The organism is Kitasatospora sp. NPDC002965 (genome assembly GCF_040611255.1).
Taxonomy (GTDB): domain Bacteria; phylum Actinomycetota; class Actinomycetes; order Streptomycetales; family Streptomycetaceae; genus Kitasatospora.
The window spans coordinates 1-15,584 of sequence record NZ_JBEXNT010000048.1 but is presented as its reverse complement, the minus strand read 5'-3'; the positions used below and the strand labels follow the sequence as shown (position 1 = coordinate 15,584).

The 15,584-nt window shown below is 76.1% G+C and carries 11 protein-coding genes; 6 read left to right on the top strand and 5 right to left on the bottom strand.

What is annotated here, in order from left to right:
• Positions 1–218 precede the first annotated feature (218 nt).
• From ABZY91_RS19930 to ABZY91_RS19920, 3 genes are all read right to left on the bottom strand, one after another.
• Complete coding sequence (locus ABZY91_RS19930) at positions 219–1,472, bottom strand: ROK family protein (RefSeq protein WP_355404008.1); 1,254 nt, start codon at positions 1,470–1,472, stop codon at positions 219–221.
• Between the two features lie 288 nt (positions 1,473–1,760).
• The gene (locus ABZY91_RS19925) at positions 1,761–2,135 is read right to left on the bottom strand and encodes a transglycosylase SLT domain-containing protein (protein WP_355404005.1); all 375 of its coding nucleotides are present in this window, start codon (positions 2,133–2,135) and stop codon (positions 1,761–1,763) included.
• Positions 2,136–2,657: 522 nt separating this feature from the next.
• A complete protein-coding gene (locus tag ABZY91_RS19920; protein ID WP_355404003.1) occupies positions 2,658–4,202 on the bottom strand; it encodes a carboxyl transferase domain-containing protein in 1,545 nt (514 codons plus the stop codon).
• A gap of 266 nt (positions 4,203–4,468) precedes the next feature.
• On the opposite strand from ABZY91_RS19920, the gene ABZY91_RS19915 reads away from it, so the two are divergent.
• The gene (locus ABZY91_RS19915) at positions 4,469–5,023 is read left to right on the top strand and encodes a hypothetical protein (protein WP_355404001.1); all 555 of its coding nucleotides are present in this window, start codon (positions 4,469–4,471) and stop codon (positions 5,021–5,023) included.
• Positions 5,024–5,039: 16 nt separating this feature from the next.
• Here the strand turns inward: ABZY91_RS19915 and ABZY91_RS19910 are convergent, their stop codons facing one another.
• Both ABZY91_RS19910 and ABZY91_RS19905 read right to left on the bottom strand, forming a co-directional pair.
• A complete protein-coding gene (locus ABZY91_RS19910; RefSeq protein WP_355403999.1) occupies positions 5,040–5,987 on the bottom strand; it encodes a sirohydrochlorin chelatase in 948 nt (315 codons plus the stop codon).
• Positions 5,987–7,132 (bottom strand): uroporphyrinogen-III synthase, encoded by a 1,146-nt coding sequence (locus ABZY91_RS19905; protein ID WP_355403996.1) that lies wholly within the window; start codon positions 7,130–7,132, stop codon positions 5,987–5,989. Before ABZY91_RS19905 ends, ABZY91_RS19910 begins: the two co-directional genes overlap by 1 nt.
• 372 nt (positions 7,133–7,504) lie before the next feature.
• Here ABZY91_RS19905 and ABZY91_RS19900 point away from each other — a divergent pair, with 372 nt between their 5' ends.
• The 5 genes from ABZY91_RS19900 to ABZY91_RS19880 all read left to right on the top strand — a co-directional run bounded on the left by ABZY91_RS19900 (position 7,505) and on the right by ABZY91_RS19880 (position 15,489).
• Positions 7,505–9,667 (top strand): molybdopterin-dependent oxidoreductase, encoded by a 2,163-nt coding sequence (locus tag ABZY91_RS19900; protein ID WP_355404065.1) that lies wholly within the window; start codon positions 7,505–7,507, stop codon positions 9,665–9,667.
• On the top strand, positions 9,667–10,896 hold the full coding sequence (locus tag ABZY91_RS19895) for an FAD-dependent oxidoreductase (protein ID WP_355403994.1): 1,230 nt from the start codon (positions 9,667–9,669) through the stop codon (positions 10,894–10,896). Before ABZY91_RS19900 ends, ABZY91_RS19895 begins: the two co-directional genes overlap by 1 nt.
• Before the next feature lie 152 nt (positions 10,897–11,048).
• Positions 11,049–13,655, top strand: a complete 2,607-nt coding sequence (nirB, locus tag ABZY91_RS19890; protein ID WP_355403992.1) for a nitrite reductase large subunit NirB — start codon at positions 11,049–11,051, stop codon at positions 13,653–13,655.
• Positions 13,652–14,131 (top strand): nitrite reductase (NAD(P)H) small subunit, encoded by a 480-nt coding sequence (locus tag ABZY91_RS19885; RefSeq protein WP_355403990.1) that lies wholly within the window; start codon positions 13,652–13,654, stop codon positions 14,129–14,131. Before nirB ends, ABZY91_RS19885 begins: the two co-directional genes overlap by 4 nt.
• The gene (locus ABZY91_RS19880; protein WP_355403988.1) at positions 14,128–15,489 is read left to right on the top strand and encodes a nitrate/nitrite transporter; all 1,362 of its coding nucleotides are present in this window, start codon (positions 14,128–14,130) and stop codon (positions 15,487–15,489) included. The genes ABZY91_RS19885 and ABZY91_RS19880 overlap by 4 nt, the downstream gene beginning before the upstream one ends.
• Positions 15,490–15,584: the final 95 nt, after the last annotated feature.

Sequence of the window (15,584 nt, the reverse complement as noted above, 5' to 3'; positions counted from 1 at the left end):
GGTCTCCCTTGGTCGAGTGCCCACGGAGAGTTTCTATCACACTGAGAAATAGTGGGACGCGGGGAGGCGCTGGAGGGGTGGCGGAAGGCCCGGGATGGCGCACGCGGGCGCGTGCGGGAAGGGGGAGGCGCGGGTTCGGGGCCGTGCGGCGGGTCCGAGGGGGCGGTGCGGGGGTGGCGGCCCCGGGCGGGCCGGCGGGGCGAGGCCGGCCCGGCGGTTCAGCGGGTGATGAACGTCGCCCCGTCGGCGAGGCGGACGGCGGACGCGGCGGCGCCGACCAGCTCGGTGGTGGTCGAGTGCACCACCATCAGGCGCGGCAGGACCGGGACCCGGCCCTGCAGGCGGGACTCGATCGCGGGCAGCATCTCGCCCCCGCTCTCCCAGAACAACCGGCCGCCCAGTGCGACGAGTTCGGGCCCGAGCACGCTGGTCAGATTGGCCACCAGCAGGGCCAGGTCGTCGGTGAACTCGTCCACCAGCCGGACCGCGGCCGGCTCCCCCTCCCGGGCCAGCCGGAACAGTTCGGCGACCCGCTCGGCCGAGGTGCCGGTGACGGTCAGCCCCGCCTCGGTGATCCGCCGGTCGACGGCGTGGTCGCCGATCCGTGACTGGGTGTCGCCGGTCCGGCCGAGCGGCCGGTCCAGCGCCCGCCGGTCGGTCATCAGGTGGCCGAGCGCGCCCGCCGAGCCGAGCCGCCCCCGGTGCAGGCGGCCACCGAGCACGATCCCGGCGCCTACCTCGATCCCGACGACCACGGCCGCGAGGTCGCTCACCCCCGCACCGGCCTCGCTGTGCCGGACGGCCAGCGCGACCAGGTCGACGTTGCTCTCGACCGCCACCGGGATGCCCAACCGCTCCTGGAGCAGTGCGCGCAGCCGCATCCCGGGCCAGTCCAGCGCCGGCGCGAACTCCACCAGCCCCGTCCGGTCCCGGACCACGCCGGGCACTCCGACCACCAGGGCGCGCGGGGCGCCGGCGTGCCGGCCGGCCCACGTGCGCAGGCCGTCGACCAGGGCCAGCAGCGGCCCGGTGAGGTCCTCGGCGGACGGCTCGCGGCTCCGGTCGGGGCCGAGGCCGGTCCAGTGGTGCTCGGTCTCGTGCAGCACGGTGCCGTGCAGGTCGGCGACCACGCCGACGATCCGGCGCGGCCGCATCGCCACGGCGAGCACGGTCTGCGCACCGGCGTTGTAGCGGACGAGTTGCGGCGGACGCCCCCCGCTGGACGGCGCCCGTTCGGTCTCCACGATCACCAGTCCGGCCGTCCGCAGCACCTCGACCAGGCGGTGCACGGTCGCGGTGGAGAGGCCGCTCTCCGCCGCGAGCCGCTGCCGGGAGAGCGAGCCGTGCCGGCGCAGTACCTCCAGCAGTACGGTCTGGTTGACCTGCGCCACGGTCTGTGTGGTCGCGGTCGCGGGGGTGCGCGGTGCGGTCCGTGACGTGGTGCGCGACGTGGCGCGCGGGGGCTGGGTCACCGGATGCTCCTCGGGCGGGGCCGGGCGGGGCCCGAGCGGGCGGGACTTTGTCTCGGCCCGAATATATCCGACCGGTCCGCCGACCGGAGGGCTCCTGCCGAACGGGGGCGGGCCCGGTGCGTGGGCCCGGTGCGAGCCGGAACACGCCCGGCGGGAACGCCCGAAGGGCCCGGCCGCGCGGATCGCGCACGGCCGGGCCCTTCGGTCACCCCGGTGATCCCTGTCCGACCCCGGGGTGAGGGGGGACAGGCGGTCCGGATGCCGTCGGTGGAGACGGGTGGGGTCGGTTTAGTACCAGTGGTGGGTCTGCCAGAACGACCAGGCGGCGTTCGGGCTGCCGTAGCGGGTGTTCATGTAGTCCAGCGCCCACTTGATCTGGGTGGTGGGGTTGGTCTTCCAGTCGGAGCCGTGCGTCGCCATCTTCGAACCCGGCAGCGCCTGCGCCAGGCCGTACGCGCCCGAGCTGGGGTTGGTCGCGGTCACGTTCCAGCTGGACTCGTGGGAGATGATCTGCTTGAACGCGGCGAGCTGGCCGGCCGGCACGATCTGGGCGGCGATGGTCTGCGGGGACGCGGTCGCGGCCGAGGCGGTGGCGGGCACCAGGCCGGCGCCCAGGGCGGTCAGACCGGCGGCACCGGCAAGAAGAGCGGCGGAAGTGCGCATACGAAGCTTGAAAGCGGGCATGAAGAACAAGACCTCAATCAGGTTGGGCCGGTGCACGCCCCGCCCCGACCGCGGCCGGACAGGGGCCGAAACGGTCGCGGGGCGTGCCCGGCGAAAAGTCTGCGGAAAGCCGCTCCCGGTGGGACAGGTACCGGGTGCGGCTGACGACTGAGCCATTGTTGCCAGACGCGGAGGGCGCCCGCCAAGACCCCCCGGATACGACGCACCGTCGTAGCGGCGGGCGGTGCCGCGAATCGAAGGCGGCGCGGTGACGGCGCGCCGCAATGCCCGCTGAACTGCACCGATGTCCGCAGCGGGCGGGGCCGCCCGGAGCGGTCGTCGCCGGGCGGCGCGGGCACTATCGACCGTCGTGGCCGTCGAATCCCTGTGAGCGCACTCACCGGACCGGCTCCCGGCACCGTCACCGACCGGCGCGCCGCCGCCACCACGGGTACAGACGATCTGAGAGCGGCGCCACAGGCGCGGGTGCCGGATGCGCAGGCACCGCGCCGGAAACCGGTCTCACGGGGCGATCGCGTCCCCCAGCCGCCGGTGCCGCAGGGCGCGGGCGGCCGACCGCTCCGCCGCCGACAGCCGTGACAGCTCGCCGAGCGCGACGCCGACGGCCCGTCCGAGCCGCTCGCAGAACGCCGCGGGCTCCTCGGCGGCGTCCGGAAGCTCCGGCACGACCACGTCCACCAGACCCACCGCGGCCAGGTCGTACGCGCCGATGCCCTGGGCCCGGGCCAGCTCGGCGGCGTGCGCGCCGTCCCGGTGGACGATCGCCGACGCGCCCTCCGGCGGGAGCGGCGCCAGCCAGGCGTTCCCGGCGGCGAGTACCCGGTCGGCCGGCAGCAGGGCCAGCGCGCCGCCGCCCGAGCCCTGGCCGAGCAGCACCGACAGCACCGGCGTGCGCAGCGAGAGCAGGGTGGTCAGGCAGTGCGCGATCTCCACCGCGATGCCGTCCAGTTCGGCCTGGGCGGAGAGCTCGGCCCCGGCCGTGTCGACCACCGTGACCAGGGGCATCCCGAGCTGCTCGGCGAGCCCGGCGGTCCGGCGGACGGCGCGCAGGTCGGCCGCGGTGAACGGCCGCTCGCGGTCGCCGGCCTGCCGCTGCTGCCCGACCACCAGCACCGGCCGCCCTTCCAGGACGGCGAGCGCGCGCACCAGTGCGCCGTCCCGGCCGCCCGGTACGTCCAGCAGCACCAGCTCCTCGGCCGTCCGGCGGAGCAGCTCGCGGGTGCCCGGTCGGTCGGGGCGGCGGGTCCGCCGGACGGCCTCCCAGGCGTCGGGGCGTTCGCCGGACCCGCCGGGTCGGGCGGGTCCGGAGGGCTCATCGGGTCCGGAGGGCTCATCGGATCCGAGCGGCTCGCCGGGGCCGCCGGCCGGCGCCACGCGGGTCAGCACGGAGAGCGAGCGCCGCAGCACCTCGCGCAACTCCTCCGGCGCCACCACCGCGTCCACCAGGCCGCGGTCGGCCAGGGTCTCGGCGCGCTGCACGTCGGCGGGCAGCTCCACACCCCGCAGCTCCTCGTAGACGCGCGGCCCGAGGAAGCCGAGCCGGGCCCCCGGCTCGGCGAACACCAGCTGCCCGAGCGTGCCCCAGGAGGCGAACACCCCGCCCATGGTGGGGTTGCGCAGATAGGTGAGGTACGGGATGCCCGCCGCGCGGTGCGCCTGGACGGCGGCGGTGATCCGCAGCATGCAGAGGAAGGCGGCCGACCCCTCCTGCATCCTCGTCCCACCGGAGACCGGCAGAGCGACCACGGGCAGCCGCTCGGCGGTCGCCCGCTCCACGGCCCGGGTGATCCGTTCGGCCGTGGCGACCCCGATCGACCCCCCGAGGAAGCCGAACTCGGACGCGATCAGGACCACGGTCTGTCCGCCGATCCGGCCGGTGCCGGTGAGGACCGCCTCGTCCAGCCCGGTCCGCCGGCGTGCCCGGGCGAGGCTCGCCCGGTACGCGGCGTCCGCGGGCTCCGTGTCCGCCGGCTCGTCCCAGTCCAGGTGGCTCCCGGGGTCCACGAGCAGCTCGACCAGCTGACGCGCCGTCAGTGAAACTCCCACCTGGTCCACCCCATCGTCCGATCCGCCCGCACCGACGAAGATCACCCTAGGCGGAGGGCGGAGGGCGGCGGGCGCAGGGGCATCGGCGGGTGGGTGTGAGCAGTCCGACAGCTTCGCCGGCGGACGGGAGGAAGGGAGGGGGAGGAGGCGGAAGGGAAGGGGGGAGAGGAGAGGCGCCGGGCGCAGGCCGGTGCTCCCCCGCGCGGGGGAGAGGGATCGGGCGTCCGCACGATTCGCGACGGTCGGCGGACGCGGAGGCTGGGCACATGACGAGCACCGAGATCCTCCGACCGACCGCGACCGCGACCGCGATTTCTCCGCGCACCGAGCGGCCCGTCCCCCGCTGGGCCCTCGGGGTGGCGCGGGCCGTTCCGCTGCTCGCCCTGCCCGTGTGCCTGTGGCGGTTGCCGTTCGGCTTCGGGTACCGGATGGGGATGGACCTGCCGCCGACCGAACAGCCGCTGTGGGTGACGGTGCCCTACGTACTGGCGCTCAGCCTGCTCTCCGAGGCGTTCGCCCTGCTCTGCTCCGGCCTGGTGCGGCCGTGGGGCGAGACGCTGCCCGCCGGGGTGCCGTTCCTCGGCGGCCGGCCCGTGCCGCCGCTCGCGGTGGTGACGGCCGGGGTGGTGACGGGGTTGGGCTTCACCCTGTTGACGGTCGACTGGGTGCTCACCACCTTCGGGCTCGCGGGCTTCTCGGACGTCGGCTTCGCCAACGGCTGGTGGCGGGCGCTTTCCGTGGTGGTCAGCGGGCTGTTCGTGCTGTGGGGCCCGCTGATCCTGGCCCTCACCTTCGCGTACCACCGCCGCCGCCGGGCCTGACGGCCGCTGCCGGTGGTCAGCCGGCTCCGGCCAGGGCGCTCCGGTCGGCGTGGATCCGGTCGGGACGGGCCCGGTCGGGACGGGCCCGGTCGTTCCCGGACCGGTCGGAGAGCGCCCGGTCGGAGAGTGCCTGACCGGCGCGTGCCCGGTCGTAGCGTTCGGCGACGAGGCGGGCGAGGCCGTCGTGGGTGCCGAGGGGCGCACCGGTCCAGCGCGCGGGGGTGGCGGCGGCGCGGGTGGCGAAGAAGCCCGGGGCGAGCAGGTAGGTGGCGACGGCGATGTGGCGGTGGCCGGCGGCGTGCAGGGCGGTCACCGCCTGCTGGGGGGTGGGGTGGGCGGCCGAGAGGTAGGCGGGGACGACGGGCCGGCCGTCGGCGAGGCGGTCGGCCAGCATCCGGGCCATCTGCGCGGTGTCCGCGTTGGCGGCGGGATCGGAGGAGCCGGCCGCCGCGAGGACGACCGGACCGGCGCCCGCCGGGCGGCCGCTGTCGGTGAGTCGGTCGGCGAGCGCGGCGGCGAGCAGGGGGTGGGGGCCGAGCGCGGGGGCGAGCGGGAGGTGCGCCAGTCCGGCGGCGGCGAGCGCACCGGGGAGGTCGACGCGCAGGTGGTAGCCGGCTCCCAGCAGCAGCGGGACCAGGACGGCGGGCCGTCCGCGCAGTGCGTCGAGCGCTTCCGGCAGCGAGGGGCGGGCGAGGTCCAGGAAGCAGCAGCGGACGTCGAGTTCGGGCCGCAGCTCGCGGACCCGGCCGAGCAGCGCACGGCCGGTGGCGATCCCTTCGGCCGACCGGCTGCCGTGTGCGACGGCGAGCAGGACCGGGGGTTCGTCCGCAGGCGCGCGCTGCTCGGCCGGGTCGGCCACCGACGGACCGGCGGCGCAGACGGCGCAGCCGGAGCCTGAACCCCCGGCGCTGCCGGACCGGCCGGACCGGCCGGGCGCGGTGGCGGGGTGGAGCCGGGCGGCCATCAGTCCGCCGCCAGACGGTAGCCGCGCTTCGGCACGGTACGGATCAGCCGGGCGTGCGGTCCGAGCGCCGTCCGCAGCCGGCCGACGGCCGCCTCGACGGCGTGCTCGTCGGCGACCGCGTCGGCCCAGGCCGTCCGCAGCAGGTCCGCGCGGCTGAGGACGTGGCCCGGGCGCTCCGCGAGGGCGCGCAGCACGGCCGCGCCGCGGGGGCTGAGCCAGTGGCTCTCACCGTCGACCAGGACGGCGTTCCCCTGGAGCGTCAGGGTCTTTCCGCCCAGGACGAACTCGCGGCGGCCCCGGCCCGGGAGGGTCTCCGCGAGCAGCCGGACCAGTGAGCCGAGCCGTCCGCGCTCGGGGAACACGGCGGGCAGGCCCAGTTCGGCGAACGGCCGGGCGCAGAGCGCGCCGACGCAGACCGGCAGGACGTCCCCGCGCAGCGCGTCCAGCAGCGGTTCGCGCAGGCCGTCGGCGGCGGCCGTCTCGACGAAGGCGGTGACGGCGGGGGCGCTGGTGAAGGCGAGGGCGTGGACCTGGCGGCGGACGGTCTGCTCGACCAGCCGCCGGACCGGGGCGGGGTCGTCCGGCGGTGCCCAGCGGTAGACCGGGACGGAGATCACCTCGGCGCCGCGTTCGCGCAGCGCCGCCGCGAAGGCGTGCAGCCGGACACCGTGCTCCTGGACGGCGATCCGGCTGCCGGCCAGCGGTCGGGCGAGCAGCCAGGTCAGCAGTTCGTCGGTGGCCTCGGAGCCGGGAGAGAAGCCCTCACCGAGGCCGCTGGCGCGGACCGCGCCGGTGGCCTTGGGGCCGCGCGTGAGGACGACGGCGTGTCGGCAGGCCTCGGCGAGGGCGGCGCCCCGGCCCCAGCCCTCGGCGGCGCTCATCCAGCCGCGCCAGCCGACGCCGGTGGTGGCGACGACGTAGTCGAGCGGGGCGGCCAGGCACTGTTCGGTGGCCTGGCGCAGGGCGAGGTCGTCGGCGAGCGGCATGATCCGCAGGGCCGGTGCCTCCACCACCTGGGCACCACGCCGGGTGAGGAGTGCCACCAGCTCGTCGCGGCGGCGGGCGGCGGTCACCCCGATGGTGAAGCCGGTGAGGGGTCCGGGCCGCGGGGTGGGGCGCGATCCGGTGAGGGTGGTTGTTGCCATGGCCGAAAGGGTGCGGTCCGCGCGTTACGGGCCGATTGCCCGCCGGTCACCTGCGCGTTAGTGAAAGGGCTGCTCCGGTTACGGCGGATGTCCTGGGGCGCACCACGGGTGCCGGCGGGCGTGAGGGACGTGTACCGCGCGTGCAACACGGCGGACCCTGCGGCGAAACGACCGGCGGTCACATTTCTTGCCATGACCCCCGCCACCCCCGCCGGCTCCGCCTCCACCCGTACCCCCACCCCCTCCTCCGCCGACTCCACCCCCTCCGTTCGCGACGGGTCCGACGCGTCCGACGCTGCCGGGGCCGCGGGCGGAGCCGGCGCCGCCGATGCCACGGACACCCACTGCCCGTACTGCTCGCTCCAGTGCGGGATGCGGCTGCGTGCCACGGACGCCGGCCCGGGGGAGGCGCCCGCCGAGGTGCTGGAGCGTGCGGACTTCCCGGTCAACCGGGGTGCGCTCTGCGGCAAGGGCCGGTCCGCGCCCGCCGTGCTGGCGGTCGGTGTCCGGCTGACCGGACCGCTGCTGCGCGACCGGCCGGGCGGGCCGCTGCGCTCGGCGGGCTGGGCGGAGGCCCTCGACCGGGTGGCGACGGGTCTCGCCGCCGTCCGGGAGCGGCACGGGGCGGACGCGGTAGGGGTGTTCGGCGGCGGGGGGCTGACCAACGAGAAGGCGTACCAGCTGGGCAAGTTCGCCAGGGTGGTGCTGGGGACGGCCAACATCGACTACAACGGCCGGTTCTGCATGTCCTCCGCCGCGGCCGCGCACCGCCGGGCGTTCGGGCTGGACCGGGGGCTGCCCTTCCCGCTGGCCGACGTCCCGCACACCGGCTGCCTGATCCTCGTCGGCGGCAATCCGGCCGAGACGATGCCGCCCGCGCTCCGCTACTTCCGCGAGATCCGGGAGAACGGCGGCACGCTGATCGTCGTCGACCCGCGCCGCACCCGGACCGCCGAGCTGGCCGACCTGCACCTCCAGCCGCGCCCCGGCGGCGACCTCGCGCTCGCCCTCGGACTGCTCCACCTGGTGATCGCCGAGGGACTGGTGGACGAGGACTTCGTCGCCGCCCGGACCACCGGCTTCGACCGGGCCCGGGAGGCCGCCATGGCGCACTGGCCGGACCGGGTGGAACGGATCACGGGCGTCCCGGTGGACCTGCTCCGCCGGACGGCCCGGCTGTTCGGGCGGGCCGCGACCGGCATGGTGCTCACCGCCCGCGGACCGGAGCAGCACAGCAAGGGGACGGACACCGTCGGCGCCTGGATCGACCTCTGCCTGGCCACCGGAAACGCGGGCCGCCGGTACGCGGGTTACGGCTGCCTGACCGGCCAGGGCAACGGGCAGGGCGGCCGGGAGCACGGCCAGAAGGCGGACCAGCTCCCCGGCTACCGTTCCATCGAGGACCCGGCCGACCGCGCACACGTCGCCGGGGTGTGGGGCGTCGACCCGGACGCCCTGCCGAGGTCCGGCCGCTCCGCGTACGAGCTGCTGGACGGCCTCGGGCAGCCGGGCGGGGCACGGGCGCTGCTGCTGATGGGCTCCAACCCGGTGGTCTCCGCGCCGAACGCCGCCCACGTCACCTCCCGGCTGCGCGGCCTCGACCTGCTGGTCGTCGCCGATCCGGTGCTCTCCGAGACGGCCCGGCTGGCCGACGTCGTGCTGCCGGTCACCCAGTGGGCCGAGGAGGACGGCACCACCACCAACCTGGAGGGCCGGGTGATCCTGCGCCGCCGGGCCGTGGACCCGCCCGAGGGGGTGCGCAGCGAACTGTGGCTGCTGCGCGAACTCGCCGCCCGGCTGGGCGTGGAGGCCGGCTTCCCGGACGACGCCGAGCAGGTCTTCGACGAACTGCGGCGTGCCTCGGCGGGCGGGGACGCGGACTACGCGGGCATCAGTTACCGGCGGATCGCGGCGGAGAACGGCGTCTTCTGGCCCTGCCCCGACGCCGGGCACCCGGGCACGCCGAGGCTCTTCCTGGACCGGTTCGCCACCCCGGACGGCCGCGCCCGGTTCGCTGCCGTGACCCACCGTCCGGCGGGGGAGGAGCCCGACGGGGAGTACCCGCTGCACCTCACCACCGGCCGGGTGCTCGCCCAGTACCAGAGCGGGGCGCAGACCCGGCGGGTCGCCGAGCTGAACGCCGCCGCTCCCGGGCCGTTCGTCGAGCTGCACCCCCGGCTGGCCGCCCGGCTCGGCATCGCCGACGCCGATCCGGTCGCGGTGGTCAGCCGGCGGGGCCGGGCGGTGGCGCCGGCCCGGGTGACCGACACGATCAGGCCGGACACCGTGTTCATGCCGTTCCACTGGCCCGGGGCCGGGCGGGCCAACAGCCTGACCAACCCCGCGCTCGACCCGGTCTCCCGGATGCCGGAGTTCAAGACGTGCGCGGTGCGGGTCGAACCCGCGGCCCGGCCGCGGCCGGAGCAGGAAGGGCGTCCCGACCAGGGGACGCGGCCGATGCAGGAGGCACGGGCGGGACGGGCGACGCGGCCCGGGGCGCGCCGGCCGGACGACACGGCATGGGCGGTGGCGTGATGCGTACGGAGCGAAGGATCGCCGTGGTCGGGGGCGGCATGGCGGGCGCCCGCTTCGCCGAGCGGTACACCGCGCTCGGCGGCGCCGGCACCGTCACCGTCTACGCCGCCGAACCGCGCACCCCCTACAACCGGGTGCTGCTGGCCGACGTGCTCACCGGACGGTACGACGCCGAGGCGATCGCCCTGCCGCTGGGCGCCGCCCGGCTCCGCGCCGGCTGCGAGGCGGTGACCTTCGACCCGGACGCCCGGACGCTCGGCCTCGCCGACGGGACGGTGGAGCCCTGGGACGAGCTGGTGCTGGCCACCGGCTCCAACCCCGTGCTGCCGCCCGTCCGGGGCCTGCGCCGCGCCGACGGGGCCGGACTCACCGAGGGCGTGCACACCCTCCGTTCCCTGGACGACTGCACCCGGCTCGCCGAGGACGCCGTCACCGCCCGCCGGGCCGTGGTCGTCGGCGGCGGTGTGCTCGGTGTGAGCGCCGCCCGTGCGCTGGCCGCACTCGGTGTCCGGACCGAGATCGTCCACCAGGGACCGCATCTGATCGAGCGTCAGCTCGACGCGGAGGCGGGTGCGGCGCTCCGCGCCCGGCTCGACGGGCTGGGTGTCGCGACCTACCCCGGCAACCGGGCCCGCACGGTCGTCGCCCCCGACGGCCGGGTCGCCGCCGTGGAGCTGGCCAACGGCTACCGGCTCGACTGCGACCTGGTGGTGCTCGCCTGCGGCACCCGGCCGCGGACCGCGCTGGCCCACGCCGCCGGTCTGCCGGTGGGCACCGGAGTGCTGGTCGACGACCGCCTCGCGGCCGGCGCACCGCACGTGTCCGCCATCGGCGACTGCGCCGAACACCGGGGCGCCGTCCAGGGATCGGCCATCCCCGCCTGGGACCAGGCCGACGTCCTCGCCCTGCGGCTCTCCGGCGCCGACCCGGGCGCCCGCTACACCGGCTCCCGCCCGTCGGCGCGGCTGAGCGCCGCCGGCCTGGAGTACGCGGCCTTCGGCGCCGTCGACGAGACGGGCGACGAGGGGCTCGACGTCCTCCGGCTCACCGACGCCACCCGGGGCAGCTACAAGAAGCTCGTGCTGCGGGGCGACCGGCTGGTCGGGGCCATCCTGTTCGGCGATCTGGCCGGTCTCGACGCCCTCGCCGACGCCTGGGCCCGCGACGACCCGCTCGCCGGCCACCCGCTGCACCTGCTCACCGCGGGCTCCGGACCCGCGCCCGGATGAGCGGCCGGGCCCGGCCCCCGACCGCCGGACCCCGACCCCCGGCCGCCGCCCGCTGCCTGACCGATGTCCCGACCGCCCCGGCCCTGCCAGGTTCCCCCGGTCCCGCCGGTTCCCCCGTCACCCTTTCCCGCACCACCCCGAGGAGTCACGCCATGACGTCGCACACGCCCGACCGGCCGCGGGACCTCGTCCTGGTCGGCCACGGCATGGTCGGCCAGCGCTTCCTGGAGTCCTGGACCGAGCAGCCGGGCGCCGACCGCTGGCGGGTCACCGTGCTCGCCGAGGAGCCCCGCCCCGCCTACGACCGCGTCCACCTCGGCGCGCTCTTCGACGGCCGCACCGTCGAGGACCTCGGTCTCTGCCCGCCCGGCTTCCTCGCCGAGCACGGCATCGACCTGCGCCTCGGCGACCCGGTCACCGCCGTCGACCGGGCCGCCCGCACCGTCACCACCCGGTCCGGGCACCTGCTCCGGTACGACGCCCTGGTGCTGGCCACCGGTTCGGTCCCCTTCGTGCCGCCGGTGCCAGGCCACGACGCCGACGGCTGCCACGTCTACCGCACCGTCGAGGACGTGGAGGAGATCCGGGCCGACGCCGCGGCCGCCGCCACCGGTGTGGTGGTCGGCGGCGGACTGCTCGGACTGGAGGCGGCCGGCGCGCTCCGGGCGATGGGGCTCGCCACCCACGTGGTCGAGTTCGCACCCCGGCTGATGGCCGTCCAGGTCGACGAGGGCGGCGGCGAGCTGCTCCGCCGCAAGATCGAGGACCTCGGCGTCACCGTCCACACCGCCGCCGGCGCGAGCGGCGTCGCCACCGGTCCCGACGACCGGGTCCGGGCCCTGACGCTCTCCGACGGCCGCGAACTCGTCGCCGACCTGGTGGTGTTCTCCGCGGGTGTCCGCCCGCGTGACCAGCTCGCCCGCGACTGCGGCCTCCCGGTCGGCCCGCGCGGCGGCGTCGTCGTCGACGAGCGCTGCCGCACCGAGGACCCGGCCGTGCTGGCGATCGGCGAGTGCGCCCAGGCCGCCGACGGCCGGGTCTACGGGCTGGTCGCCCCGGGCTACCAGATGGCCGAGACCGCCGCCCGCGAGCTCGCCGGCCGCCCCGGCGCGGGCTTCACCGGCGCCGACACCTCCACCAAGCTCAAGCTGCTCGGCGTCGACGTGGCCAGCTTCGGCGACCCGCACGGCACCGCCGACGGCGCCCTCGACGTGCTGTACAGCGACAGCCGGCTCGGCGTGTACCGCAAGCTGGTGATCGGCCGGGACGGCTCCCTGCTCGGCGGGGTCCTGGTCGGTGACACCGAGTCCTACGGCGTCCTGCGCCCGCTCGCGACGGCCGGCAAGCCGCTCACCACGCCGCCCGAGCAGCTCGTCCTGCCCGCGGGGTTCGCCGCCGCCGGCCCGATCGCGCTGCCCGACGACGCGGTGCTCTGCTCCTGCCACAACGTCACCCAGGGCGCCGTCCGCACCGCCGTCCGCGACCAGGGCTGCGAGACCGTCGCCGCCGTCAAGAAGTGCACCCGGGCCGGCACCGGCTGCGGCAGCTGCCTCAAGCAGCTGAGCACCGTGGTCACCGAGGAGCTGACCGCCGCCGGCACCGCCCCGCAGACCGGTCTCTGCGAGCACTTCCCGCAGACCCGCGCCGAGTTGTACGAGATCGCGCTGGTCACCGGCCTCACCACGTTCTCCGGGCTGATCGACCGCCACGGCAGCGGCGAGGGCTGCGACATCTGCAAGCCGACCGTCGCCTCCATCCTCGCCAGCCTCTCCAACGGCCACATCCTGGACGGCGAGCAGGCCGCGCTCCAGGACTCCAACGACCACTTCCTCGCCAACCTCCAGCGCAACGGCTCCTACTCGGTCGTTCCGCGCGTGCCCGGCGGCGAGATCACCCCGGACGGTCTGATCGCGATCGGCGAGGTGGCCCGCGACTTCGGCCTCTACACCAAGATCACCGGCGGCCAGCGGATCGACCTCTTCGGCGCCGGCGTCGACCAACTCCCCGCCATCTGGCGCCGCCTGGTCGACGCCGGCTTCGAGTCCGGGCACGCCTACGGCAAGGCGCTGCGCACCGTGAAGTCCTGCGTCGGAGAGACCTGGTGCCGGTACGGCGTCCAGGACTCCGTGGCCCTCGCCATCGAACTGGAGCTCCGGTACCGCGGACTGCGCTCCCCGCACAAGCTCAAGTCGGCGGTCTCCGGCTGCGCCCGCGAGTGCGCCGAGGCCCAGAGCAAGGACTTCGGCATCATCGCCACGTCCGCCGGCTGGAACCTCTACGTCGGCGGCAACGGCGGTATGACCCCCCGCCACGCCGACCTGCTCGCCGCCGATCTGGACCGCGATACCCTGATCCGCACCATCGACCGGTACCTGATGTTCTACATCCGCACGGCCGACCGCCTGGAGCGCACCTCCGTCTGGCTGGAACGGCTGGAGGGAGGTCTGGACCACCTGCGTGCGGTCGTCCTCGACGACTCGCTCGGCATCGCCGCCGAGCTCGACCAGCTGATGGACCGTCACATCGGGTCCTACCAGGACGAGTGGGCCGCCACCCTGGCCGACCCGGACCGCCTGCGCCGGTTCGCCTCCTTCGTCAACGCCCCCGGCACGCCCGACCCGGCCGTCACCTTCGTCCCCGAACGCGGCCAGATCCGCCCCGCCCGCCCCGACGAGGACGGCCACGTCCTCACCGCCCCCGTCTACGCCCCCACCCCGGTCCTGGTGGCCGGTCCCCGACTGGAGGTGCTCGCCAAGTGACCGTGGAGATCCACGACGGCAACCGCTGGCAGCCCGTCTGTACCCTCGACGACCTGCAGCCCGGCCGCGGCGTCGCCGTCCTCCTCGCCGCGGCCGACGACGGCAACGACGCGCAGGTGGCCCTCTTCCTCGACCGCGCCGGCGCCCTGCACGCCGTCGACAACCGCGACCCGTTCAGCGGCGCGTACGTCCTCTCCCGCGGCCTGCTCGGCAGCCGCGGCGACCGGCCCACCCTCGCCTCGCCGATGTACAAGCAGGTCTTCGACCTCACCGACGGCCGCTGCCTCGACGAGGACACCGCCCCCGACGGCAGCCCCGCCGTCCTCCGGCGCTGGCCCGTCCGCACCACCGCCGCGCACACCGCCCCGGGCACCGACCCGCGCCCCGCCCGGGGCACCGACCCGCAGACCGACTCGCCAACCGTTCCGCAGACCGCCCCGAGCACCGCCCCCACAATCCGGGAGGACCAGGCATGAGCACCGCCGTCGACACCCCGCCCGCCCGCGCCGGCAGAGCCGGTGCCCCCACCCTCACCCACTGGGACCCGGAGGACACCGAGTTCTGGGAGCGCACCGGCGCCCGGACGGCCCGCCGCAACCTCGTCTACTCCGTGGCCTCCGAGCACATCGGCTTCTCGGTCTGGAGCCTCTGGTCGGTCCTGGTCCTCTTCCTCGGGCCGGAGTACCACATCGACCCGGCCGGGAAGTTCACCCTCACCGCCCTGCCCACCGCACTCGGCGCCGCGCTCCGCCTCCCCTACACGTTCGCCGTCGCCCGCTTCGGCGGCCGCACCTGGACCGTGATCAGCGCCCTGCTGCTGCTCGTGCCCACCGTGCTCGCCGCGCTGGTCCTCACCCCCGGCGTCTCCTACGGCACCCTGCTCGCGGTGGCCTGCGTCGCCGGCGTCGGAGGCGGCAACTTCGCCTCCTCGATGGCCAACATCAACGCCTTCTACCCGCACCGCCTCAAGGGCTGGGCGCTCGGCGTCAACGCCGGCGGCGGCAACCTCGGCGTCCCCGCCGTCCAGCTCCTCGGCCTGCTCGTCCTCGCCACCGCCGGCGCCGGCCACCCCCGCCTGCTGCCGCTGCTCTACCTCCCGCTGATCGTCCTCGCCGCCGTCGGCGCCTGGCGGCGGATGGACAACCTGCCCGCCACCCCGCGCTCCGCCGACCGCTCGTTGCGCGAAGTCGCGCGAGACCCGTACGGCTGGGCCGTCTCGACCCTCTACATCGGCACCTTCGGCTCGTTCATCGGCTTCGGCTTCGCCTTCGGGCAGGTCCTCCAGGTGCAGTTCCACGACCGCTTCGACACCCCGGTCAAGGCCGCCGCGCTCACCTTCCTCGGCCCGCTGCTCGGCTCCCTGCTGCGCCCGGTCGGTGGCCGGCTCGCCGACCGCTGGGGCGGCGCCGTGGTCACCCTGGTCACCTTCGTCGCCATGGGCGCCGGCACCGCCGTGGTGCTGTCCGCGTCCCGGGCGGGCTCGCTGCCGCTCTTCCTCGCGGGGTTCATCGCGCTCTTCGTGCTGAGCGGCATCGGCAACGGCTCGACGTACAAGATGATTCCGGCCCACTACGAGGGCCGCTCCCGCGCCGCGGTCGCCGCCGGTGCCGATCCGGTCGCCACGGAGGCCGCGGGCCGGCGCCGCACCGCCGCCCTGATCGGCCTGGCCGGTGCGATCGGTGCCTTCGGCGGGGTGCTCGTCAACCTGGCCTTCCGCCAGTCCTTCCTCTCCAGCCGCAACGGCGACGCCGCCTACCTGGCCTTCCTCGCCGCCTACCTGTTCTGCGCGGCGCTCACCTGGGTGGTCTGGCTCCGGCCCGGCGCCCGGCGCTGACGGCGCGGCCGGCCCGGGACGCGCCCGGCGAACCGCCGCGGGGGCCGGGCCCCGGGAGAGGGCGCGGCGCCGCGGGGGGGGGGGTGTTTGTGTGG